The organism is Chitinophaga oryzae (assembly GCF_012516375.2).
Taxonomy (GTDB): domain Bacteria; phylum Bacteroidota; class Bacteroidia; order Chitinophagales; family Chitinophagaceae; genus Chitinophaga; species Chitinophaga oryzae.
Map to the genome: position 1 here is coordinate 8108803 of NZ_CP051204.2, position 24677 is coordinate 8133479.

A 24677-nucleotide genomic window follows, 5' to 3' on the forward strand; every position below is an offset into this window, starting at 1 on the left:
GCGCGAAGTTATACATATTCAGGAAAACTCTCCCAAATCCCGAATTATGTATTTGATATTATGATTTTTTTCGTATATTCAGTATAGGAATGGATGGCCGGGCGGATGATCCTACACCTAATGAGAACGTTTTTTGTTGTTCGTTTTATTTCGGCCTTTGTCCATTATCCTTGCCCCTCTTTTGCGTAAAATAAAAAGCCCTTGCGCGTAACGCGGAAGGGCTTGCGTGTTTTTAGCACTTACTTATATTTAAAAATCGTAATAGAACTGTCTGAAGGAGCTTCGAAGGCCGAAATTAAAGATCAAGTCGGTTGTTGAGCCTGTGATGTCGTTTTTGAGCTTCCGTGCTGCCAGAGAGGCCTCCACCCTTAAGTTATACTTCGGATTTAGTACATAGGCAACAGTACCCTGGGCATAAAGCAGGTTGGTTTTAACGCCCTGGCCAATATAGTTGCCGAAGTCATTTGGGCGGGTTGTATAAGGCTTGGAAATGTCATGGCCGTAGTTGGTCTTTGCATCAGGATCGTCTCCATATTTTGCATACATCAGCTGACCACGGCCATACCAGCGTTTGATCCGGTAGGTAGCAATTCCCAGGAATTCCTGAAAATTAGCTCCCAGCGGATGAGCCAGCGACTGGTTATAATGCTCGTAGTTGATCATGGTACTTTTGTAACTATAGGTATAAGGCCTTACCGCGTTATATTCGCCCTGCAGATCCAGGTTTTTAACCTGGAACAGGTCGAACGAACGGAAGCCCAGCTGCCAGCTTTGTTTGTTCGCCCACCAGCCTTTACCTCCGAACACCTCTTTTAATTTGAACTCATCCAGCACCAGCTGACCATAGATTGTCGTTTTGGGAAACAGTTTGAACTTCGCGTTGGCGCCTACCAGGGCGTTATCAGAGGAGCCCTCGGAGAATTCGGCAGAGCGGAGGAAAATGATCGGGTTCATATAGCTCCAGTCAAAGCCGCGCTTGCGCCCGGAAGAGTCTGCATCAGGCCAGATCACTGCATCAAACAGGCCAATCGTCAGGCGTTTGCTGACGTTCCAATCCAGGAAATGGAACACGCCCCACTTTTTATAATAGCCGAGGTCATTATAAGCAGTGGCGAAATCCTTGCTGTGTTTATCCATAAACTGGGCCCACATGGCGGTGTACTGCACATTCCCGAGGGTACCGGTCATCCGGAGATAAGGGTAGCTGAACTGGATATCGGAAAGAATCAAAGAGCGATAGCCATCTCCAAAGAAATTCTGTCCATATCCTGCAGTAAGGTTCAGGTATTTATTGGGTGTATAGGACAACAGGGCGCTGGCGTAGTTATAGTCAAAAGCCTTGCCTTCGCTGTAGCTCTTAATACCTCCCTGCCCTGGAACGATATCATTTTTGCGGATATACTGATCGAGATAATAGGGGAATTTACCCTGATTTTCATAAAAAGAGGACTCAAAATAGAATTTGGATCCAATATTTGCCTGAATAATGGCCCCGCGTGTATTCAACCACGTAGTTCTGCTTCCCTCACGGGTTTTGCCAATTTGGAAATCCGGCAGGAAGTCAATAAATACGTTGTATTCTTTGTTGCTGAATTCCAGCAGGTGTTCCTGAAATAACTTCCGGTAAATCCAGCTGCGTTTAGTGGTATCCGGTTGGGTATACATAGCGCTGGTATCCACGTGGAGGATAGGCTTAAAGGCTGTGTGGTGATTACTGGAGTCAAGGTACAATTCCCGTATATTCATATGATTATACGGCAAAATAACAGGCAATTTTTCCTGTGCAGTGGCTGCACGGGCCAGCAATAGAATTGCTGCCATCCAAACAAGATGCTTCATTAATTTTTGTTTGATTCTAAAATTTGTTAATCCACGGAATCAGGTATCACAAACATCTTCACTATGACCTGACAATGCGATGGCAGGCTTCAATAAGACGCAAAGATAGTATTTTCAATAATTTGTGGCGACAGCGGCGGGATGAATATTAAAGAACATAACCCTGCCCATACAAGGGCAGGGTTATTAAAGCAGTATTACAAATTTGCAGCATCAGGAGCAATAAACAAAATTATTTTCTTCCGAACTGATGTTGCACTTCCTCATATACTTTACGGATGCCATCGTCCAGTTTAATGGATGCTTTCCATCCATAGCTATGAAGTTTGGTGACGTCCATTAATTTGCGGGGTGTTCCATCCGGTTTTGTGGAATCAAATACCAGTTCCCCTTCATAACCCACTATCCCCGGATCAGGTAGGCCAGATCACGGATGCTGATATCTTCTCCCACACCGATGTTCACAAGGCCTTTCTCGTTATAGTGCTGCATCAGGAAAAAACATGCGTCTGCCATATCATCAGCATGGAGAAATTCGCGCATTGGCGAACCCGTTCCCCAAAGCACTACTTCCTGCTGTCCGTGCTGCTTTGCTTCATGCATCTTTCTCAGCATGGCCGGCAATACGTGGGAGTTATTCAGATCGTAATTGTCATTAGGACCATACAGGTTGGTAGGCATTACCGAAACGAAATTACAGCCATACTGGGCGCGGTAGGCATCGCACATTTCAATGCCGGCGATCTTAGCGATAGCGTAGGGCTCGTTTGTTGGTTCCAGCGGACCGGTCAACAGGTACTCTTCCTTTAACGGTTGCGGGGCCATTTTCGGATAAATACAGGAAGATCCAAGGAACATCAGTTTCTTCGCCTGATTCAAATAAGCATGGTGAATAACATTATTTTGAATCATCAGATTTTCATAGATGAACTGCGCACGATAGGTATTGTTAGCGACGATGCCTCCTACCTTTGCAGCTGCGAGGAACACATATTCCGGTTTTTCCTGCTCAAAAAAGGCCGCTACGGCAGTCTGGTCTCGCAGGTCCAGTTCTCCGGATGTACGGGTGATGATATTATTGAATCCTTCTTGCTCCAGTCGCCGCACAATGGCAGAACCCACCATTCCGCGATGACCGGCAACGTATATTTTATCTCCGGGTTGCATGTTTATTCAAATTGGTTCAGCACTTTATACCCTGCATCTTTCAACAGCTTCTCACGCCTGAACAGTTCTACATCAGCAGCCACCATTTCTTTTACCAGGGCAGGTAAATCGTATTGTGGCTTCCAGTTTAACCTGGTCTGCGCTTTTGTAGGGTCGCCAATCAGGAGTTCCACCTCAGTAGGACGGAAGTAACGGGCATCTATAGCCACCACTTCCTGTCCAGGCTTCAGCGGGCATTCTGCATTGCTGCTGCTTTTCACATATCCTTTTTCATCTATTCCTTCCCCTTTGAATTCCAGCTGAACGCCCACTTCGGCGAAAGCCATCGAGATGAAGTCCCGGACAGTGGTAGTAATACCCGTGGCAATCACAAAATCCTCCGGTTTATCCTGTTGGAGGATCAGCCACATTGCCTCTACATAATCCTTTGCATGGCCCCAGTCACGTTTTGCATCCAGATTGCCCATATACAGTTTGTCCTGCATCCCCATGGATAGCTTGGCAACCCCCCGGGTAATCTTTCTCGTTACAAAGGTTTCACCACGTAACGGACTTTCATGATTAAACAATATCCCGTTACACGCGAACATACTGTAGGCTTCCCGGTAGTTCACAGTGATCCAATAGGCATACATTTTTGCTACGGCATAGGGAGAGCGGGGGTAAAACGGTGTCTTTTCGGATTGAGGAACTTCCTGAACGAGGCCATACAATTCAGAGGTGGACGCCTGGTAGATTTTTGTTTTTCCCGTCAGACCGAGTAATCTGACCGCCTCCAGTATCCGCAAAGTACCAATACCATCAGCATCAGCAGTGTATTCAGGGGCTTCAAAGCTCACCTGTACATGGCTCATGGCCCCCAGGTTATATATTTCATCTGGTTGAACTTCCTGGATAATCCGAATCAGGTTGGTACTATCAGTAAGATCGCCGTAATGCAGTTTAAAACGAACATTTTTTTCATGCGGATCCTGATAAAGGTGGTCAATCCTGTCAGTATTAAAGAGAGAACTTCTTCTTTTTATACCATGTACCTCATAACCTTTCTTTAATAAAAGCTGTGCCAGGTACGCTCCGTCCTGACCGGTAATGCCTGTAATAAGGGCAATTTTCATTATAGTAATCTGTTGTATTTATACAAAAATAGTGTTCTTTTCCTATCCTCCGCAAGAATTATACAAAACATATCAATAAATATGAATTTGACCAAACCTATTGCTACACTCGCCTTACATGCCTGTCAGTTTTAAAACCCGGCCTTCTCCCCCTTTAAAATCCACATATACTGTAGTCGTATTGGAGGTACTGTTATAGGTAGCCTTTAACGGGCTAAACACTTTGATGCCTTTCCTGTAACTCAGGTAAGGAACCGCCAGGGATACTTTGGACACAAGATTATTCTTTAATACAACAGGCACCTGTTTAAGGGACTTTGCAGATTTATTAAAAAGCATCAGGTTATACTCTCCATTTTTCACCAGCGACTTGAAGACTCCGACAGCCATGTTGTTATCCTTTACCGCAGCTATAATTGGCGTGCTGGCCGTAATTTCTTCCCCTTCTTCCGGTTGCTGATTGTAAGGTTGCCCCGATACATGATAAACGCCGGTACTGATGGAATTCATGACTATCGGCCCCCACACATCTCTCATGAAAGCATTAATCTTCTGAATCTGGAAATACTTGGTGGTGGGTTGATTATTGGCAATCATAGCTGCCCCAAAAGGCATGTTTGATCCTACGATAGTTTGATAGGTAAAATATAGCAGCCCTTTAAAGCCGTAGGTAACGGGCGCAAAAACCATGAAATTAAGCTGATAGGGTCCGACATCTGTATATTCCCTGTGCTTGGTAGTGAGCACGCATGACCATAGCGGCCGGCCTGCAGCTTTTTTCCGCAGAATATACAAATTGTAAAAAAAGTTGTCCTTAATACCTTTTTGTATGAAAGGATAAAAATCGTACGAGATCACATCCGGCGTTTCCGGAGAATTGGCCGGTGAAATATATGCATCGAGATAATCTTCGTACTCCTTCCGTGTCTTAAAAACATAACAGGCCAGCAGATTCAGATAAGCCAGCTTCCCCGGGTCCTTCGTTTTCGCAAATGCCATCCACTTTCTTATAGGAGCAGCATCCTTAGGCAGTGGTTCATCATATATGAAATAACCATAGAAAGCCGATCTTTTCTTTTCATCAAGACCAGTGACAAACTTCACCCAATCAGCAGCCTGTGCAGCATTAAAATCAACTCCTTTCTTTTTAGCGGAGTTCAGGTTTACCTGCAGCGTCTTCAGTCCCAGCTGACTGAGGAGTTCCAGCTTGTACGACACGAATTTAAAATCGTAACACCCATCCACACCTGTCAGCAGATTCAGGTTACAGTTTTTCACGCCCTTTAAAACCTTTATATACTCTGCCGTATCAAGTTTACAATCTCTCACCTGTGGGTCATAAAAAGTACCGAGAATAAACTTATCCTGCTTCCATTGTCCATAACCAACAAAGGGTAAAACACATGACAGGATGATGATGTTTATTATCCTACTAAAAGAATAAGTCTTTAGCATATATTAAAATTTAAATTAAATCATAACCAATTTAGGCTATAGAGTAAAGGAAGGACATGGCAATAAAGTTAAGACATTCCGGGTGGAATTAAGTCACCAAATTAACGAGCAGTTTATATTGCAACTATAATTTATGTAAATTGTGAGATTATGCATGTATTCAATACATAACTTTCAGTCTGTGTTGCTGGTCAGTGCCTAGTTCGTCATGTAATTCCTAATTAAACTAACAACAAGATGCAACAAAGTATTTACGAAGTCACCAATGGAGAATACAAACAAAAAAATCCTAATTGGCATATCGAAGATTCAGCATGGAAAGCAACCCAAATTATTTCCATGCTGAAACGAAATAATTTATCTCCCAAGACCATTACCGAGATCGGCTGCGGCGCAGGGGAGATATTGCATCAATTATACCAGCAACTACCATCGGACACAATTTTTGAGGGATACGAAATTTCACCCGACGCCTTTGCATTAAGTTCTTCACGGGCCAACGAGCGGTTATCGTTTTATCTGAGCGACATGTCAGCACTCAACACAAAGAGTGAACTACTGCTTGTTATGGACGTATTTGAACATGTAGAAGATTATATAGGCTTCATAAAAGACTGCAAAAACAAGGCCCGCTATAAAATGTTTCATATACCACTTGATATTTCAGTACTCGCCCTGCTCAGAGGCACGATCATGAAAACCAGAGAAAAAGTTGGCCATCTTCACTACTATACAAAAGAAACAGCCCTGGCAACACTGAGAGACAACGGATATAAAATCATTGACCATTTTTATACCCCCAGTGGCGTACAACTATCCAGATCATTTAAATCAAAAATAGCCAAGCTGCCAAGGATACTGTTATATAACCTTAATAAGGACTTCGCCGTTACCTTGTTGGGCGGCCATTCACTGCTTGTTTTGGCTGAATAAGCCCATCCAATCCAATTTTTGCTGTCGTTCGTTTTAAAAAGCGTTTTTCCAGAAGATGCCAGGAAAGTATTGCCACTAACAGGACAATTAGAATGATGATAAATGATATTTTATATGGATTGTAGCGATGAAAGGCACCAAAAGCAACAAATATCTGAATAATCGGATAGTGAAAAATATAAATTCCATAGGAAACGTCACCATACCGACCGAATCCGTTTAAGCCGGTAAAGCTATACGCAAAATACATTACAATAACCGACCAGGCTATGGGGAGCAGGTATTCTATTTTAAAATAATATTCAATCAGAAATACGATAAGAGCCACAGCAATCATATGCTTTTTATAACGCAAAAAAGCGTTAAACCAATAGTGTAATGCTACTCCGGCTATAAAGTAGGTCATATAACCGGGCAACTGATGACTTAAAATTGAATATAGGTTTTTTCCTGTCGCATGATAAAGGAATTCAAAGGCATCCCGGTAAAAGAGAGACAGTAAATAAATACCTAAGAAAACCAGGTACTTCTTTTTGACCCTGTCTACTATATAAATGATTACAGGAAGGAGTAAATAAAAACTCACTTCCAGCTTAATGGTCCACAAAGCGCCATTTACTGCACAGAGTATATTATGCAAAAATACTCCTGGCAGACATGGTTGCAAAAAATTCATGAACAGCAAATTGCAGACAAGATATTTATACAATCCGACTCCGGTGAAATACTCCTTTACGGGTACAGTACTGATCACGGATAAACCCAGCGCAGTTATACAAACAACAAAAATGTATGCAGGCAGTAGTCGATTGGCCCTTTTAATTAAGTATTTTTTGAGATCCCGCGAGCGTATATAACTTTGGGTAATAAGAAAACCACTTACAACAAAAAAACCGGTTACACATAAATGCGTATCAAAATAAGGCCTGAGAAATTCCAGACTATCTACGGCAGATAATGCCACAATATGCCCCAGCACGACAACAAAAGCAAACAAAAATCTTAGAAAATCAAAGTTATTCTGATGCATAGAAGTACAATATTAATCCTGTTTTATCAAGCGGGTTCAATCTGAAATGTTGCTTTTAAATCAACATCTTATTGATCCGGCTCCTTTCTTTATCAATAAACCAGCCCCATTTATTGAAGTAATAAATAGCACTCCTTATGTGATGCTTGAGCAAGACAGGAGATTTATACGAACCTTTCGCAAATTCATGATAAATAGTCGCATACGGATAATATATTGTATCATATTTACTATGAATGCGCCTGGTAAGATCAACATCTTCCGTGTACAGGAAAATATTCTCATCAAATCCTTCTACCTCTTCTAAAACACTGGCCCGTATGAACATAAAGCAACCGGACAAGTTCGGGATTTTCATCATATTGTCATAGCTCCGATGTCGCATTTCATACCGCAGCAGTTTCTGTTTGAATAAACCGCGAAGCGGCCCCGGGATAAATCTTCGCGCAATAAGATCAAATGGGGTAGGCAACATCTTACATAAGTATTGTAGGGAGCCGTCCGGATACAGGGTTTTTACCCCTAATTGCCCAACATGCCCGTTCTGCTGCATATAATCAAAGATTTGCGGGAGGACGGTACGATCAAAATGCACATCGCCATTCAAAATGAGATTGTACTTTGTTTCCGTTCTGCTTTTCCTGATAGCAATGTTATGAGCAGCACCAAAACCGATATTTTTACCGTTATGAATGTATACAATCCTCTCCCTGTCAATATCATTCAATGTCCGTAACGAATCATCCGGAGAATTATCCACCAGGTAAACCTTTACGTTCAGCGGGCTCTCAAGCACTGATTTGATGGCCTTTTCCACCATATTGGCAGCACTGTTATATAAAACGATAGATGCCACTACATCATACATAAGTCACAATTATCTGATAAAACATATATTAATTCATATTACTTATAGCAAACTCCGGAACAAGGCCAGATACTTATCGCATATAATATCGATCCGATAGTTTTCATTGTATCGCTTCTTTATACGCTCCGACAGGTCCTCTTTTCTGCGCAGCGCCCTGTCCAGGCTACTGCTCAGATCTGCTATATCGTGCAGCTTATAAAAACAGACTTCCTTGTCGTCAAACATTTCCTTCAAATTGGGCAAATCAGAACACACAGTCGGTATTCCTCTGCTGGCCGCCTCCAGTAACACAAGCGGAAATCCTTCTGAGATGGAAGTCAGTCCATATACGTCGAAGTAGCGAAAATAATCCGTTGCGTTAGACCGATACCCTAAAAACAAACATCGCTCAGCTACTCCCAGCTCATTTGCCAGTCGCATAAGCGGTTCCCTTTCCACCCCATCGCCGATGACCAATAAGGCAAACTTAGGGTTAGTGGCCAAAGCTCTGACCAATTGATCGTATCCCTTTATCTTCGAAATTCCCGCAACAGCTCCTATAACAGCATGGGACTTTTTAAGTACCATAATCTGTTGCAGATCAGAGTCGCTGATAGCACCATCGTCCTGGGTAACAGTCGTTCTGCCGTTATAAATATATGTAAGCAGTTTTTTATTGATCCGCTTCCCGTAGTATCGCTGCATGTCGCCTGACAGACAAACCACCTTATCAAACCGGTTCAGAAAAGCACACCATATACGTTCAATAAAAAAAGCTTTAAAGGCGCCATAAGTATTCTTCATATCCTTATCCATGTAGCTATGAAGAGTAGCCACCAACTTGGCCGGCCTGATATACTTCTTACGACGGGCAGCCAACAGGTTGGGCATAAACATATGCGAATGCACGATATCGTACCTGCTCAGGTCTACCTCATTGGCCGCGGCAAAATGGATGACTTCGCAATCAAACTCCAGCTCCACTATATCTTTTAAATAAAAAACAGTGCATTTTATACCCTCTCTTTTCACCATCTCATTTACCAGGTCCCGTGCTACTATGACGGGGCCCTTATTAGCGAGAGAAGGTAGTATAAATGCAATTTTCATATTAATATTTAGTATTTAGTCTCTTATTTAATTCATTAAATAATACCCTCATCTTTCCACCTGCAGAACATAATATTTACGATGAACAAGGGTGTCCATAAAATAACAACACTGCTTAAAAATATCAAATTGGCCAACATATAGTATTTGCTTTTCTTCGTATTAGCAACTATCCACCCGATCACCAGCAGTGAAATAAAAATACCTTCCTCAACAAGCAGTTTCATATATTGATTTGATTCTCCCTTCCCAAGATCACTATTCTCGATAAATCCAGGAGAATGCCCTAATGCCAAATCGACAATGCCGGAAGTGCCTAATATTAAAAAGCTCGATTGTACACGTGCGTCTCTGTCACCATAAGAAGAATTACCTAATGACTCACTAACCTGCTCCTTTGGCACCATTAACATTCCAACAAAGGCGAGCGCCATAACAGTACCGATCACTATGTTTTTCAACTTTGTGCCTACATTGAGTTTTCCGAGTATGCCATATGCAATCATAATAAGAAACACAACACCGAACACCAATAATCCTCCCATTGATAATGTTGCTATCGCTCCCGCAAAAATGATCACTTTAGATACCAGAAACGGCATGCCCCTGTGCTTAAAATATTTATCAGCGATAAAAAAGTTGCTCGTCAGAAACCAAGCCGTATAACTGGGCTCCATCATATAACCAGCAATTCGTCCCACTTCGATATCTCCGAATTTCTTTGGTGCAACGTATCCAAATACCGGATGGTAATAAAAGTTGTAATAATCAAAATCACCCAGCTTAATCTCCTTATACGGGATCAGGTCCAGGTTGAAAGCTAAAAAAGACAGGACAGCCATTATCGCCGTAAACATCACCAGCAGATACAGGAACCTTGATATCAGGTAAGGCAACAGTGGCAGCCGCCGGGCAATGTGCATCAATAACACCGCAAACCCAACGAATGAAATGGTATATAATATTGGAGGTAATGACTGGGGAGAATTCCTTCTCCAAAGCAGGGCCAATATGACAGCCGCAGGGAAATAGATCAGAAAAAAGTAAAAGATAGGCTTCTTCTTCCATGATATGGCAATAGACAGCGCCAGCAGCGTCAGCAAGACTCCAATGCGGACAGCGGCCGGGATCCAGAGTGACCCTGAAAAAGGCAGCGAACTCAGCATCAGTACCGATATCAAAAAAAAGAAGATTGCTTCCAGCATCTGTTATTATTATCGTAAATCAATTTTTTATTTGCGAATCAATGCAATTAACAGGTGACAGCATGCATTGAATTTTATCACCGGCGCTCCTTTGGCTATCGCTTTCGCATAAAGCCTTCTCGCTTCCTTAAACTCACACATCTTATGTTTTATTCTTCCTGTAAGATAATACTGAAAGCCCAGCGACTGCGCGTACGCATGACTGTTGGCCGGCAGCTCATGCATATGACGTCCAAACACCGCTTTAATACGGGCTATTTGTTTATCATTAACACCAGTTATATTGCCATCTCCTGTCCAATAAGCACCCATTGCCTCTGAGATAACCCCAAAACGATACCCTTTATGGGCCATCCGCAACCATAAATCAAAGTCTTCTACAGCAATCAGTTCCCTTTCAAGAGAAAATCCCTTCATTTCACGGAACACGTCCTTTCTTATACAAACACTGGACGTCACGATAGAATTTCCCTTCGTCATTAAGGTTTTGAAAACATCCTTACCCAACGGCCGGGTTTTTAACCGGGACCTGTAGGTTACCTTGCCCTCCACATCAAAATCGTGGCAGATTAAATCATAGGCATCCAGATGTGCTTTCACACGCTCCAGCTTTTGCGGATACCAGCTGTCGTCAGAATCCAAAAAACACAGCCAGGGGGCCGATGCATTTTCTATTCCCACATTTCTGGGATATGCCGGCCCGCCCCAATTGTCGTTATAAAAATATTTTATATTGAGATGTTCTCTAAACGAATCCACCACTGCTTTGCTATCATCCTGGGAACCGTCATCGCATACCAGCACTTCGAAATGCTGATATGTTTGTTGTCGTAATGACTGCAGACATTTTCTCAGTTTTTCAGCCCTGTTATATGTTGGTATAATAATAGAAAAAGTTAGTCCGGTTGCTGTTCCTGTATCCATTTATACGTTTTATTAATTCCACTTTCAATATCCAATAACTCAAAATCGATAAACCCGGCCATTTCACTGGTATCCAGAATGACCTTAGGCACATCGAAAGATTTTACATCCTGGTATTTGATCTGGAAAGAAGGTACCAGGCCCTTCACAATTTCCAACAGCTCATTAATGGAATAGCCTTTGCCGGACCCTACATTTATTACCTTGTTCTCCACTTTTTTCTCCAACAACCGGAAGATGATTTTCGCAAAATCTTCTGCATAAATATAATCCTTGATGTTGGTTCCATCACCCCATACCTCAAACTGCTCCTGCTTCAGCGCCTTCTTCAAAGCCACATTAATGAGCCCTTGTTTCTCCGACAAATGGTACGCCCCATAAGGATTAGACAGCCTGAGAGCGAGATAGTTAATTCCGTGCAGGTGATTATATAGTTTGAGGTACTTTTCAATTGACATCTTAACGATACCATATGAACTTATAGGATGCAAAGGGTCTTCTTCTTTATGAACATATTTTGAAGCAGCACCATAAATGGCCCCTCCTGAAGATATATATACCACGTTTTTAATATCGTATTGGTGAGCCAGATCCAGCAAATGAATCGTGGGAACGAGATTGGACTCTATATCATAAATAATGTTATTGTTGGAAGTAGACGGAACGGTAGTGCTGATGAAATGAAATATATAATCTATTTTATTCTCCTCAAAAATTACCCTTACATCCTCCTGATTGGTAAAATCACCTTTGTAGGTTTTAATAACATTGCTGAATTGTGCCTGCAATGGATGATTGATATAAAAGTCAAATACAATAAAATTGTATTGCCCGCCTAGATACCTACCGGCATAATCAATTACATTACTACCCAGGAAACCATATCCTCCCAGTATTAATATTGTCTCCATGTTACATACTTTAATAAGAAGCTTTGGTTACGATACTGCTCTCATATAAGCCGGATAAAGCTTTCCCGTAAGCGGCCTCTGAATACTTTTCATTGAACGTCTTCTGCGCTTCTGCCCCGAACAATATCCTCAGGTCCGGCCGTTCAAACAACTGAATAATGGCCGACTTTAATTGTGCCGTGATCTCGTCCGTGGATTTAGAAATCAATATCCCATTTTCGCCATTCCTGACAGCTTCCAGAATACCGGCAAAACCGGTCGAAATCAAAGGTTTCCCCATGTTCATCGCTGCCAGCAACGCCAATGGCATATCTTCATTGGTTACCGAGGGTAACATGAATACATCACATGCCTGGATAAAATCAACAGAATTGGTGCGATACCCTGCAAAGAAAACATAGCTCTGGAGATCATTTTCAGAAACGTACTCTTTCAGCATATCTTCATCTTCACCATTGCCTACCAACAATACCTTTAACTTCTTTGTTAAAACAGGGTGATTTCCATCCATGATTTCCTTTAAGGCACGTAATAAATATATCTGCCCTTTTCTCGCTGTCAGAAAAGCTACCTGAACCAGCAGAAAAGTATCCTCCGGCCATCGGGCCTCTGCTAAAATCTGAGCCCTGCCCATCGTAGCCGCCTCTAATTTCACGGTATTAGGAATCTGGACTATTTTCACCGGATCGAAGTTTCGCTGGCTGGTCAAAGCCGACCGAGCCTCAGAAGAGGCTGTTATAAAAGAATATACATATTTACCAATCAGTCTGTCATACCACCTTGCAAAGATATGAGGAGCCGGATAAGCGATATTGTTAACCTGATAGACTATTGAACGGATTCCCAACGCACGGCAGCAAAGTACAAACTGATTGCATGACCGGGCCCCCGGGTATCCACCATTATTCACATGAACAATATCCGGCTTCCTTCTGAGAAGGAAGCCCAGCATGACAAATATATTAAAAATAAAATATATACCTATGCGCTCTGCCAAGTAGAAAGGAACTTTTATACCTTTCTTTAAAAGCGGGTGAAGGCGCGAACATGAGATCCTATGAAAAAAAGCTGTGTTGGAAAGTAGCGTAACAGGATGTGTTTTAGCGTTGACGCCCCATTTCCGCAGATCATTATTCAATCCATCAACATACGATTTGTGATTTCTGAAGGCCAGGGTAAGATCAAACTGTTCATTCAGCAACTGGTTACTTAACAGAAAAGTCATCAACCGTTCACTTCCTCCATAAATATAACAATCCGTAAAAATCAACACATTCTTTTTAGCCATACTATATTTTGAACTATAAACATATCATATTTATTCTATTTGATACTTTTTTACCCTTTACGAACAAATTTATAATATATATTCTTTATATAGTCACAAAAAATAGTGGATGTAAAATAGTAAATGACCAATGCGATCAGCGCCGCAGTACCACCAGCAAACACGGTAAGCAACAGGTTCAGCTTGCTTTTTTCCTGCGGCAGGTAAGCCGATAAAGGAATCAATATCAAAAGCATCGCCAGGACGGGTAACACCGCTGGCCTTATAACCGTACCCAGGAAATTCAACAGATTCATTCGCAAAAATTTCAGGGAAATCCATAAATAGATCGCGCCACTCACCATAAACGACAGCAGGGTAAAGTAAGAGAAAGCCAAATACCCGATAAAGGGGAATAATAAACTAATACCACCCCAGAAAAGTACCGGTTGCAATATTGCCAGAAAATAAAGCGCCTTAATATTCTTATTTGCCACCATCAGCATCCCGGAAGGATAGGATATAAAAGCGAGGATGTTGCTAAGTACCAGTAATCTCACAATCTGTACACTATCAGAAAAATTGCTGCCAACCCAGCTGAAAACGAAAGGTTTGCTCAGGCTGGCGATGGCAATTATCGGAAATACAACCGGCGGGAGCATTACGCAAAGAACGGTTTTATACAATGATCTGAGTCCCTTCTCGTCGTTAAGCGCCACAAAATGATTAAACCGGGCAGAGAAGGGATTAAAAAGCGTTCCAAAAATAGAGCGAAAGAAAGACAAACAGGTCAGACCGATGGAATAATAGGCTACTGCCTGTGCCCCGGACAGTCTTGCAATAGCATAAATATCCAGTTCATAGTATATGATCCATGACAGGGTGATAAAAAACGTACTTAACGCCAGCGCTTTGATTTCCTTAAAAAGAACCGGGGAAAATCTGAGTCTTTTAAGAAAACTCATCAATGAAATCCCATATCGTTTCGTAGTCAGATAAAATGCATATAACAATCCGGTAGTTGTAACGATCTGGGTAAAAAGAAAATAGGGAACAATATCATAATGTCCCGGACGGAAAAAATAGAAAACAGATAATATTTTGCAGATACTCACTGCTATCAGTACTATCTGATAAATATAGTCTTCCAGACGTACGCCGAATATGACCTGCAGGGCGCGCTGCAATACAACGTTAGGAGAAAAAATGGCGAGGATCAGCAGCAGTCTCTGGGCCACTATCAGGTTGCTGTCCTTATTGATCCCCTTTATCAACCATTCAGGATGGAAAGACAACAACAACATAACCCCTGAGAAAATCAGGACCAGACAAAACAGGATAAAACAAATAAAGCCTAAAATATCGACTTCCCGCTCCCGGTCGCGTTTTGCATAAGCTTCGCTGGCATACTTGTATCCGGCGCTTAAAAAGCCTAAATCAGCATAGGAAAGAAAAATAATGGCTGATACACAAATGGAATAAATACCATAAACCCCTGGCTGGGAAGATAGCTGGGGAATAACAATAAAAAGAGAAAGCAGGTTAAGTACAATCGAAAGTATCTGCCAGAAATAAATGCGTATATAGTTTTTCGTATATGATTGTAACATCTTTAAGTAATCTCTTTAATGAATCCAATATCAAACGGCGCTACATACTCATTGAAAATTGCGGTGTCTGCCTTCACATTATCTGTCAGCAGCCGGTGGAGAGCCACCCCCGAGCCGGCAAAGGGAACTCCTTCCTCCTTTCCGTTAAACGGCGCCACCAAAAGTTCGTTAAAGATGTTTACGCCATTCTCACTTGGTTCAAAAACCATATAGTTCACCCCATTGTATAATGCTTCCAAAAACACCGTAGAAACCGGGCCAATAACCAAACTTGCCTTTTGCAAGGAATTATTCAATGGTTGGAAATCCGGTACAAAGAAATTCCTGTCAATAAACTGATAGTGCCAATCAGGGTTTGCAGATGGATGAAATCTAAGGCGCACTTGCTTAATGCCTTTTTGTTGTAACACCTTTTGAATTTCCAGTAAATAAACGATCTGTGCTCCCCTGTCGTACAAGGTCATTCCATCACTATGCGGAGAACCAAGCCCGACTTTGGCCAGCACCAATATATCCGTCATGCCGGACCTCACTTCCTTTACAGATAGCTGTTTATAGAAAGGATGCCCCGCCACAAAAATTTTATTCGCTGAAAAACCTGTATCAATATAGTGCTGCTTTATGCGGTTTCCCCAAACAATGAGATAATCCGTTCGGTTTTCATCTATAATATTATACCTGCCGGGTAATCCATGCAGGAAAATAAAAGAGGGTTTTTTAAGCTCTTTAAATACATTGATAGACAGATTCTCAAAGAAAGAGACATCATTAGGAACAAAAAGCGCCTTTACATCAGATTCAACAACCTTGTCTGCCAGCTTACTTCGAAATGCGTAGTACGCCTTACTGAAATCCTCACTGGTAAGATCATTAAAATCTGAACCAAAGACACGCTTCCTTATCTGCTTCATCGCCTTGTAAAAGGCCATATCACCAAATAACTGACGGTCACCTTTCCGAAAAGACCAGCAAGGGGCCAACACAGCATAGCCTAACCTCTCGAGTTCAGCATTAAAATTAAAATAAGCGTTCGATAACACTCGCGGTGCTGCGTCTTTACCGTTTTTCCTGACAAAATTGTAATACGCATACCCTGTTTTTAACAGTTCTTTCCACTGTATAATGTCTTTCGCTTTCTGCCTGCGTTCGTTGGAAAATAAGAAATGGTTCCCATAATAGTACACCTGACCTTCTAATACATATCTCAGATTATCATATAACAACAAGTCTTTAGAATGTGATTGCCTGATATACTGATACAAAGAGTCATTCTTCATGAACGAGTTAAAATTTATTTTAATTTTTTATTTAAGGACTTCCGGTAAATTTATTTTTGCCAGATAAATATTACTCTTACGTCCTCCATGTTCTATCGAATAATAAGACACCCACATTTCAGATTTATTAGCAGGATTGAAAGACATGCCACCGTATCCTACTTCATAACCACCCGGGAACTCTATTTCCTTCTCTATCTTGCCGCTAACCTGGTTATAGGCAAAGAACCTGAACTTGTTATCTCTCAGGTCTCTGCCTGTTATCAGCAGATATGACTTATAAAACAGAAAATTAGGTGACGCCAATCTTGTAAACTCATTATTGGGTAACCAGACAAAGTTGGTGTAAGGCTTTTCTGCTGTACCGATATGAAACGCTCCTTCATCTGACCGGACAACCATTACCATGCGCTTATTCTCTCCAAATCTTAACGTCGTTTCCGTCGGTTGCCCCCTTAAATTCAGGTGATTTATGATCTTACGATTACCAAATCTATGATTTCCAGCCAATAATATCAAGTTGGTAGTGGTATCTTCATATCGGGAGATCCTGTAACCAACACAATAATTCTCATTGCTTTCAGAGGTCCAGCGCCATAAATAATAGTTTTCCTTGTTAGGCCACTCCTCCACTATTTCTGCTATATCAGTGCTCGGGTTGCTGTATTCAACATAGTAATTTCGAATGCGGATAGCGGACCGGGGTCTAAGATCAATACCAAAGAAAGTGACAGACAACGTATTGTTTACCGAATCAATCACAAGTTTAGGATCGCGCAAATCCACAGAGTCCAGGGCAAACGTCTGTTCCACTTTCCAATTTTGTGCATCAGCGCTCGTCAACACTTTAATACGCCCGGGCATTCCCCCTTCGTGTTGGGTACCTTCACGAAAAACAACCATCCATCGTCCTTTAAAATAGGCAAGGTCGGTAAATGCATTAAATTTATTAGTATAATATACGCTTCCCAGGGTAACTCCTGGCATTATCTGGAATTCGGTATATTTAAAAACATCTCCAACTTCTCCTTTCAATCCCTCCTTCTTGCATCCTGTCAGGATCGATAAAATAACGCAGCACCCTGATAAAACAGCGGTTCTAAGTGCGGAAGATATTGTATTCATATGTAGGTACAGATAAAATCATATTAAATCCCAGGTAAGAGGAGTTCCCCTCTGTAATTTTTGCTTGCTCGGCCTTCCCAGCAAACGCTCATAATATTTAGGAGCTAAACCGTCTCCCGGCCTTATGATGCTGATATTTTCAGGTGTCAGCAGTTCTCCTTCATTGATATCCTTTATAACATAAACAGAGCGTTTATAGCGCAGGCTTTTTTCCTCTGCTTTCATTATTCCGTACTGTACTTCTCCCAAAGCAAGAAACGCCCTTTCTGTTTCAGTGACCAACAATTTAAATTCATCTGGCTCCAGCGAAAATGCACTATCCACACCACCTTCTGCCCTGCTGAGACAAAAGTGTTTCTCGATAATTCTGGCGCCCAATGCGACAGCAGCTACCGCGGCACCAACCCCCATTGTGTGATCAGATAAACCCACTTCACATTTAAACATCTCTCTCATATGCGGAATAGTAACAATGTTGGTATTTTCAGGGGTGGCCGGGTAAGAACTGGTACACTTCAGCAATGCTAAATCCTGACAGCCATTACTTCTCAATACTCCTACGCTTTCCTCGATATCGCCCAATGCAGAAATACCTGTGGACATAATCACCGGTTTTCCCGTTTTTGCAATCTTTCTTAGTAGCGGATGGTGGTTGTTTTCAAAAGATGCAATTTTATGGCAGGGCGCGCCTAATTCATCCAGCATGTCTACTGCATTCTCATCAAATGGAGTGGAAAAACAAAGCACTCCCAGCTCCTTCGCATACTCGAAAATGGGTTTATGCCACTCGTAGGGAGTCATAGCCTCTTTATACAGATCGTATAGATTCCGTCCTTTCCACAGTGAATGTTCATCTGTTATATCAAATAATCCACCCCTGTGATCAATTGTTAGCGTATCCGGAGTATAGGTCTGCAACTTAATTGCATGGGCGCCGGAGTCTGCTGCAGCTTTAACAATTTGCAAAGCCCTTTCCAATGACTGGTTGTGATTTCCACTCATCTCTGCAATAACAAAAGGTCGACTATCAGGTGCAATGACGAAATTGGCAATTTTCATGGAAAAATCTATTTTAATAAACCATTGATTCTAAATGTAATGGGATTTTCTGCTTTGATATCGCTTAATTGAAGTACACCGTTGGGCGTTTTAACATGCAGCGTCTGCTGATCTGTGGCAAGAATAGTCCCGTCTGCTATATCCTGAGCAAATCCCATATCAGAAAACGTAGCTTTATGAATGGACACTTTATGCCCCTCATAAAAAGCAAAAGCGCCCGGATAGGGGGCCGCCTGCGCGCGTATCCAGTTCCGGATACGTTCCTTAAACCAGCTCCATTCGATCTTGCCGTCTTCCGGTGTCCTTTTTCCAAAGTAAGTTGCCTTGGCATTATCCTGCTCTACCAGCGTCACTTTCTCCTGTGCTATTTCAGTCAGCACTTCCTGCACCATGGAGGGATACAAATAGCTGAATTTTTCGAGGATAGTAGCACCGGTATCATCAGGTGATATGCTGACCTCACGCTGTTTCAATATTTTACCATTGTCAACAAGCTCGTCAATCAGATGTACGGTTACCCCTGTCACCGTTTCCCCATTAATAATAGCCCACACGTGCGGGGTCCTTCCCCGATACTTTGGCAATAGTGAACCATGAATATTTATCGCAAATAAAGCAGGAAGATCAATAAGGTCCTTTTCAATAACAAAAAGATAATTGACAGAAAGTAGTATATCGCATCGGATATCCTTAACAAAATCGGCGGTTTTGTTGCCCCTCGGATTACCTGCAAAACAAGGGATCTGATGTTCATTACAGAATGAAATAATTGATACCGACTTTTTATCTGTCAGGACTGCCTTCACCCGGTAAGAAGACCAAACCTGTTTAAGAACATCCAGCCCCAGTCCACCGCTTCCCAGGAATACTACCTCTAACATAATAACTTATAACGTTTTAAAAATTTGAATCAACCTGCTGTCGGACTGTCCATCAAAGATTGCTTGCTGAAGAGAAAGGGCATCGCTTGCCTGACGGCCGCCGATTTGCCCAAAACGATCAAAATCGAACGCCAATCCTGATTCAAGAAAATACTTCCCTATATCCCGCTGATTGTCCGCAATCATATGCAAATAAAGCTGTCCACCGACGCTTAAGTACTCAAAAGCAGTACTGCTCGGCGGACAAACAGCTACTCCACATTGTCGCATTAAATTACACATATCGATAGCCGTCAGGTTTTTACGCAGGTATATCGATTTGTTTTGCCCCCCTATAAATGCCTCCAGTTCTTCCAAATATTTATACGCACCTCCGATAACTACATAAAAGTCATCAATCGTCTCACTTTTTAACGCCTTTGACAAAACAGACAAGGTATCATTATTCGGGTCGGCTCCTCCCATACTGATTAACAATTGGTTTTGCCGACTTGCCAACGCCCTGTTTCTGGCTGCATGCAGGAACGGCTCCCGGAGCAGGGCATAGGCAGGGCCCAAATAAAAATCAGTATCCGGTGCTGCACTATAGTCCGCAGGGGTAATTCCACCAGCATGATTTATTACAGCATCGGCATAAAAGTGATACTGGTGGATATCGTCTATACAAACAAGTTTTGCCCCTGATGTTTTTACAACACATTGATAATCAGATGAAAAATTATACCCATCAAGCACCATGATGTCTTTATCCGTAAAAAAAGCAGCACAGTGCCGGGCGTCCGCCAAATAATCAGTCTGGGGGGGAGTTCAATTACCTGGGCTCCTGACAACAAAATTTCCTTCCGAAGGGTATCCAGAGGGGCCTGAATTAAAAAAAAACAATCAAAATCATGCCTTAACATGTGTGCCAGCGCACAGGTACGTATTACATGACCTAATCCTATCTTGCTATTTCCATCTGCCCGGAAAAAAACGCGTGATTTCATTAAGAAACTCCTTTTGGTCTTCGCCCCTACGAAAAATATAATTAAACGATGTGCAAACTTACTAAAGTTATATCTTGAAATGAATATAAAATTATTTATATATATTTTCTGAATACGGGTTTCACCGGGCTGCCGGTTAACAGTTTTTCGTACCCTACGGCCAGACCTTCTTTATATCGCTCCAGGGATGCGCGGAATGCTTCCGCAAAAAAGTCTATGTCATCGGTAGTATGACTGAAACAAGGAACGAAAGAGCCCTGAAAAAGCACTCCTCTGGCAATCATTTCCTGTAAAAACAATGTTCTGAGTCCCATACTGGGCACCCCGGACGCATCTTTAAAGATAAATACCGGCATCCAGTTACAGGCAGCCATCTGTACCTGGTCATTTAACCCACTTGCTGAAATTTCAGCGTTCACCCTGGTTAGGAAATAATCCCCGATCCTATGATTATGCTTAATCACATTTTTTTCCTGAAACTCCTTAATGGTCGCCAGCCCTGCTGCAATGGCATGTGTTTCTCCCCCATGTGTGGTGGACGTCAGGAAAACCTTCTCCTGCCCCTCATTTTTTATTCCGCCTAAATCCATAATCTCCCGTTTGCCAGTCAAAGCGCAGAAAGAAAAGCCATTGGCAATACCTTTTCCCCAGGTAGCCAGATCCGGCTGCACATTATATTTTTTAATGGAACCCGGGAAATCTGTCTTGAAGCCAGTGATCATTTCATCTACGATGTATAACGCTCCATGTTTGTGCGCAAGGTCAATAGCCTGCTGCAAATAGTTTTCTGACAAGCCAAAGTTTTTCTCCGGTTCAGAAATTACGCCTGCAATCTGACCGGGATACTTTTCAAAAAGCTCCGTCAGGGAAACCAGATCATCTGATTTGTAGGTTACAGACAATACAGCATTTTCAGGAGGCACCCCTTTAGAACACGCAGTTTGTCCGATAAACCAATCATCATAAGAATAAAAAGGATGGTCCGAAGGGAAGGCTACCATTCTCCTGCCAGTATAGGCCCTTGCCAGTTTAATGGCTGCTGTGGTTACTGTAGACCCGTTTTTGGCAAATTTTATCATCTGATGACAAGGTATCAATGCCAGAAAAGCTTCCGCCATTTCCATTTCGATATAAGCGGGACGCTGAAAATTCACCCCCTTGGCCAACTCCTCCCTTACCCTTTCCAGTACAGGCTCATATGCGTGTCCCAAACTTACAGATGTCAACCCCATAGAACAATCAAGAAATTTATTGCCATCTATATCCCATACATGTGCCCCTTTTCCATACGCAATAGCTGCCGGTGATAACTGGGGAAACTGGTCGTCGCCTTTAGAGTAAGTATGGGCACCACCCGGAATGAGCTCATGAATTTTAGCTCTGTATTGATTAGACATATTGAAGTCAGTGATCATGTTTGAAATTAATTATCGTTTAATAGGGACTTGATGTAACCCTCGTTGTGAATGATATTACTGTTGAGATTCAACAGGTCGGGATGCAACAGCAGATAGGCAACATACTCTTTCCATCCAGCCTTGCTTCCCAGCTGCATAATTAGTTGGGTGACCAGCTCCAGGTCAGCAGGTTCATCGACTGTTAAACGGATATTTCCATAATCCGTTTCATGGGTTACATTATCAGATAAAAATATTCCACCACCTTTAAAGGTAGAGTTACGCCATATATAGGGCGTTACATGTTCCCGGTCTGACTTTAGTTTGGCTTCCGTCCATGCCTTTTCCAGAGCATGAAATGTAAACACCTCAACGTCCATGCCATCGGGAAAGGTAGTGGCCATAGTATTGGACGCATAATCCAGTCGTTTTGTTACTGCTGCTGAGACTACTTTATCAATTATTTCCGGATCTATCAGCGGACAATCCGATGTCAGCCGGATGACGTAATCCGGTCTTTCTTCTTTAACGGCATTATAAAACCGGTCTAGAACGTCAGTGGTATTTCCCCGGTAGCTATCGATACCCAGTGCAGCCGCTACCTCACAAATGGCCTCCACCCCTGCTTCATTGGTAGTTGCTACTATTATCTTATCCGGCTTTTGGGCCAGCGCTATTCTTTCCAGGTGAATCTGCAATAATGAAATATCATTGATGCTTTTCAGTACTTTGCCCGGCAAGCGGGTAGACCCCACCCGGGCTTGGGTAACAGCTATTATCTTCATTTCCAGTTGACAGGATTTAATAAGTGGGGTTCTTTAACAAGGATTTTATCAATTTCCGAGAAAACAGACCTATCCAACGGTACCTTTAGCCCGTCAATATTATGGGTTAATTGCTCAACCGTATCAACGCCAATTAATACTTTATCTATGAGGGGATTGTTATAAACATACTGCAGTGAAAGCGTCCCCATATCAACAGCATGACCTCTGGCTATCTCCTCTATTTTTTTCAGGTAAGGCACCAGTGGCAAAAGGTTTCGGGGAATTTGTTCCGGGCACATAAAGAACAAGCCTTGTAAATATACAGAGCGCACGTGCAGCTCTTTTCCTGCTGCTTTGGCTTTCTCCAGGAGTGCTCCTTTTTGCGAGGAATTATCCAATAGGTTATAGGGAATCTGAATGACATCACAACGGTCATCCTCAATAACTTCCAGTAACTCGTCATTAGTGTAGATGGACACGCCTAGCTTCCTGATCATCCCTTTGCCCTTCAAAGACACCAACTCGTTCAATAATTCAGGAGATGCCTTATACATCCGGAAACTATGAAACAGGTATGCTTCTAAAGTGGTTAACGCTAAAACCGATAAGGTCTGCTTTACATGATCTGAGACTGACTGGCTTCCAAACTCATGAGAAATTTTAGATATAACATCAAAACTGGAATTCTTCTCCCTGCTGTTGTGGTATTGACCGATGAGTTCCTGGGCTGAACCATAATCTTCTGCTGTGTCCAGCGTTTCAATTCCTGTTTTTCTGGCAACCCGAAGAATTTCAAATACCTCCCCGGGTTGCGGTTGGCCATTCCTATTGCTTATCCCGTAACTTAAACCAAACTGGACTGTGCCCAGTATTAACTTCTTCATAAAGGTATTTAAGTGAGTCACGATAATCGTCCTCTTTATCGACGCTTAAAGTGAAAACACCCTCTATAAATCAGTTCTTAAAGCAAAAATAAAGTTCCCGGGTATTAAGTGGGGCTAATGGCGTTATTTGTTTAATTCATATTTAAGTTCTGCCAGTTTCCAGTCTTCTTCCGTGTCAATATCCTGGAATTCAGTAAAGTTCAATTCTATTATGCCTGAATTAGGGGTAAACAAGGCATTATGTTTCATGAATCCGGCCACTTTGACCCAATAAAATTGACCGCAGTCATGATAGGCATCGGGAATGTCCTGAGAACGCGTCTGCATATACTCCGGCCACACCATCGACACTTTATTGGTAGCGCTGTCTACATTTAATGCACGCATAATGGGATAAGAAAATCTGGACGCTGGGAAAACGGATATATAATTTTTTTCATTCATAAGCTCGTACGCCAATCTGAGCTTTTCCGGAGTGGTGAATGGTGCAGTAGCGAAAATACAACAGAGGTTATCAAATTCAAGGTTCTGCTTTTCCTTATAACTGTCCAGTACTTCTTTAATAACGTCTGCAATCGTCGCATAATCGTCAGAAGCTTTAGCTGATCTTAAAAAGGGCACTTTGGCACCAGCAGCCATTGCAATCTCGGCAGTTTTTTCATCATCCGTAGAAACCATTACCTCATCAAATAAACCAGACTCAATAGCGGCATGAATTGAATAATGAATAATAGGTTTACCAAGAAAATCCTTTGTGTTTTTTCCCGGAATCCGCTTACTTCCACCACGAGCAGGTATTAAAGCAACATTTTTCATAAAGATTTGCTCCCTTAGTTCGGTTATATAGATCACATCCCCTGATATGGTTCAACGGGAATTACATGA

General features: G+C 42.1%; 22 protein-coding genes. 1 reads left to right on the plus strand and 21 read right to left on the minus strand.

Annotated features, from left to right (window positions below):
- Nucleotides 1–249: 249 nt before the first annotated feature.
- The 4 genes from HF324_RS32160 to HF324_RS32175 form a co-directional block, all read right to left on the minus strand.
- Nucleotides 250–1839, minus strand: a complete 1590-nt coding sequence (locus HF324_RS32160) for a hypothetical protein (RefSeq protein ID WP_168861645.1) — start codon at nt 1837–1839, stop codon at nt 250–252.
- A 402-nt stretch (nt 1840–2241) separates the two neighbouring features.
- Nucleotides 2242–3006: a GDP-L-fucose synthase family protein gene (locus HF324_RS32165; RefSeq protein ID WP_309475643.1), complete on the minus strand. Its 765-nt coding sequence runs from the start codon at nt 3004–3006 to the stop codon at nt 2242–2244.
- 2 nt (nt 3007–3008) lie between these two features.
- Nucleotides 3009–4121, minus strand: coding sequence for a GDP-mannose 4,6-dehydratase (gmd, locus tag HF324_RS32170; RefSeq protein WP_168807825.1), 1113 nt, complete (start codon nt 4119–4121; stop codon nt 3009–3011).
- A gap of 114 nt (nt 4122–4235) precedes the next feature.
- Nucleotides 4236–5399, minus strand: coding sequence for a hypothetical protein (locus HF324_RS32175; protein ID WP_168807826.1), 1164 nt, complete (start codon nt 5397–5399; stop codon nt 4236–4238).
- A gap of 414 nt (nt 5400–5813) precedes the next feature.
- Here HF324_RS32175 and HF324_RS32180 point away from each other — a divergent pair, with 414 nt between their 5' ends.
- Entirely contained in the window at nt 5814–6509 is a 696-nt protein-coding gene (locus HF324_RS32180) for a class I SAM-dependent methyltransferase (RefSeq protein WP_168807828.1), read from the plus strand.
- On the opposite strand, the gene HF324_RS32185 is transcribed toward HF324_RS32180, so the two are convergent.
- The 17 genes from HF324_RS32185 to pseF all read right to left on the minus strand — a co-directional run bounded on the left by HF324_RS32185 (nt 6466) and on the right by pseF (nt 24608).
- Nucleotides 6466–7539: an acyltransferase family protein gene (locus tag HF324_RS32185; protein WP_168807830.1), complete on the minus strand. Its 1074-nt coding sequence runs from the start codon at nt 7537–7539 to the stop codon at nt 6466–6468. The two genes, HF324_RS32180 and HF324_RS32185, sit on opposite strands and share 44 nt — an antisense overlap.
- Before the next feature lie 55 nt (nt 7540–7594).
- On the minus strand, nt 7595–8407 hold the full coding sequence (locus tag HF324_RS32190) for a glycosyltransferase (RefSeq protein WP_168807832.1): 813 nt from the start codon (nt 8405–8407) through the stop codon (nt 7595–7597).
- Between the two features lie 42 nt (nt 8408–8449).
- Complete coding sequence (locus HF324_RS32195) at nt 8450–9499, minus strand: glycosyltransferase (protein ID WP_168807834.1); 1050 nt, start codon at nt 9497–9499, stop codon at nt 8450–8452.
- A gap of 35 nt (nt 9500–9534) precedes the next feature.
- Nucleotides 9535–10704: a hypothetical protein gene (locus tag HF324_RS32200; RefSeq protein ID WP_168807836.1), complete on the minus strand. Its 1170-nt coding sequence runs from the start codon at nt 10702–10704 to the stop codon at nt 9535–9537.
- 27 nt (nt 10705–10731) lie between these two features.
- Nucleotides 10732–11628: a glycosyltransferase family 2 protein gene (locus HF324_RS32205; RefSeq protein WP_168807839.1), complete on the minus strand. Its 897-nt coding sequence runs from the start codon at nt 11626–11628 to the stop codon at nt 10732–10734.
- Entirely contained in the window at nt 11601–12539 is a 939-nt protein-coding gene (locus tag HF324_RS32210) for an NAD-dependent epimerase/dehydratase family protein (RefSeq protein WP_168807841.1), read from the minus strand. The genes HF324_RS32205 and HF324_RS32210 overlap by 28 nt, the downstream gene beginning before the upstream one ends.
- A gap of 10 nt (nt 12540–12549) precedes the next feature.
- The gene (locus HF324_RS32215; RefSeq protein WP_168861646.1) at nt 12550–13827 is read right to left on the minus strand and encodes a glycosyltransferase family 4 protein; all 1278 of its coding nucleotides are present in this window, start codon (nt 13825–13827) and stop codon (nt 12550–12552) included.
- Between the two features lie 50 nt (nt 13828–13877).
- Nucleotides 13878–15416 (minus strand): lipopolysaccharide biosynthesis protein, encoded by a 1539-nt coding sequence (locus HF324_RS32220; RefSeq protein ID WP_168807845.1) that lies wholly within the window; start codon nt 15414–15416, stop codon nt 13878–13880.
- A 2-nt stretch (nt 15417–15418) separates the two neighbouring features.
- Nucleotides 15419–16693 (minus strand): hypothetical protein, encoded by a 1275-nt coding sequence (locus tag HF324_RS32225; RefSeq protein ID WP_168861647.1) that lies wholly within the window; start codon nt 16691–16693, stop codon nt 15419–15421.
- A 27-nt stretch (nt 16694–16720) separates the two neighbouring features.
- Nucleotides 16721–17818, minus strand: coding sequence for a hypothetical protein (locus HF324_RS32230; protein WP_168807849.1), 1098 nt, complete (start codon nt 17816–17818; stop codon nt 16721–16723).
- Nucleotides 17819–17836: 18 nt separating this feature from the next.
- Nucleotides 17837–18877, minus strand: coding sequence for a pseudaminic acid synthase (gene pseI, locus HF324_RS32235; RefSeq protein ID WP_168807851.1), 1041 nt, complete (start codon nt 18875–18877; stop codon nt 17837–17839).
- 8 nt (nt 18878–18885) lie between these two features.
- On the minus strand, nt 18886–19758 hold the full coding sequence (locus HF324_RS32240; RefSeq protein WP_168807853.1) for a methionyl-tRNA formyltransferase: 873 nt from the start codon (nt 19756–19758) through the stop codon (nt 18886–18888).
- A 6-nt stretch (nt 19759–19764) separates the two neighbouring features.
- Nucleotides 19765–20544: a hypothetical protein gene (locus HF324_RS32245; protein WP_168861648.1), complete on the minus strand. Its 780-nt coding sequence runs from the start codon at nt 20542–20544 to the stop codon at nt 19765–19767.
- A 295-nt stretch (nt 20545–20839) separates the two neighbouring features.
- Nucleotides 20840–22159, minus strand: a complete 1320-nt coding sequence (locus HF324_RS32250; protein WP_168807857.1) for a glutamate-1-semialdehyde 2,1-aminomutase — start codon at nt 22157–22159, stop codon at nt 20840–20842.
- A gap of 8 nt (nt 22160–22167) precedes the next feature.
- Nucleotides 22168–22926 (minus strand): cytidylyltransferase domain-containing protein, encoded by a 759-nt coding sequence (locus HF324_RS32255; RefSeq protein ID WP_168807859.1) that lies wholly within the window; start codon nt 22924–22926, stop codon nt 22168–22170.
- Nucleotides 22923–23792: an aldo/keto reductase gene (locus HF324_RS32260; RefSeq protein WP_168861649.1), complete on the minus strand. Its 870-nt coding sequence runs from the start codon at nt 23790–23792 to the stop codon at nt 22923–22925. Before HF324_RS32260 ends, HF324_RS32255 begins: the two co-directional genes overlap by 4 nt.
- 123 nt (nt 23793–23915) lie before the next feature.
- Nucleotides 23916–24608 carry a pseudaminic acid cytidylyltransferase gene (gene pseF, locus HF324_RS32265; protein ID WP_168807863.1) on the minus strand — a complete coding sequence of 231 codons (693 nt, stop codon included), beginning with the start codon at nt 24606–24608 and terminating at the stop codon, nt 23916–23918.
- Nucleotides 24609–24677: the final 69 nt, after the last annotated feature.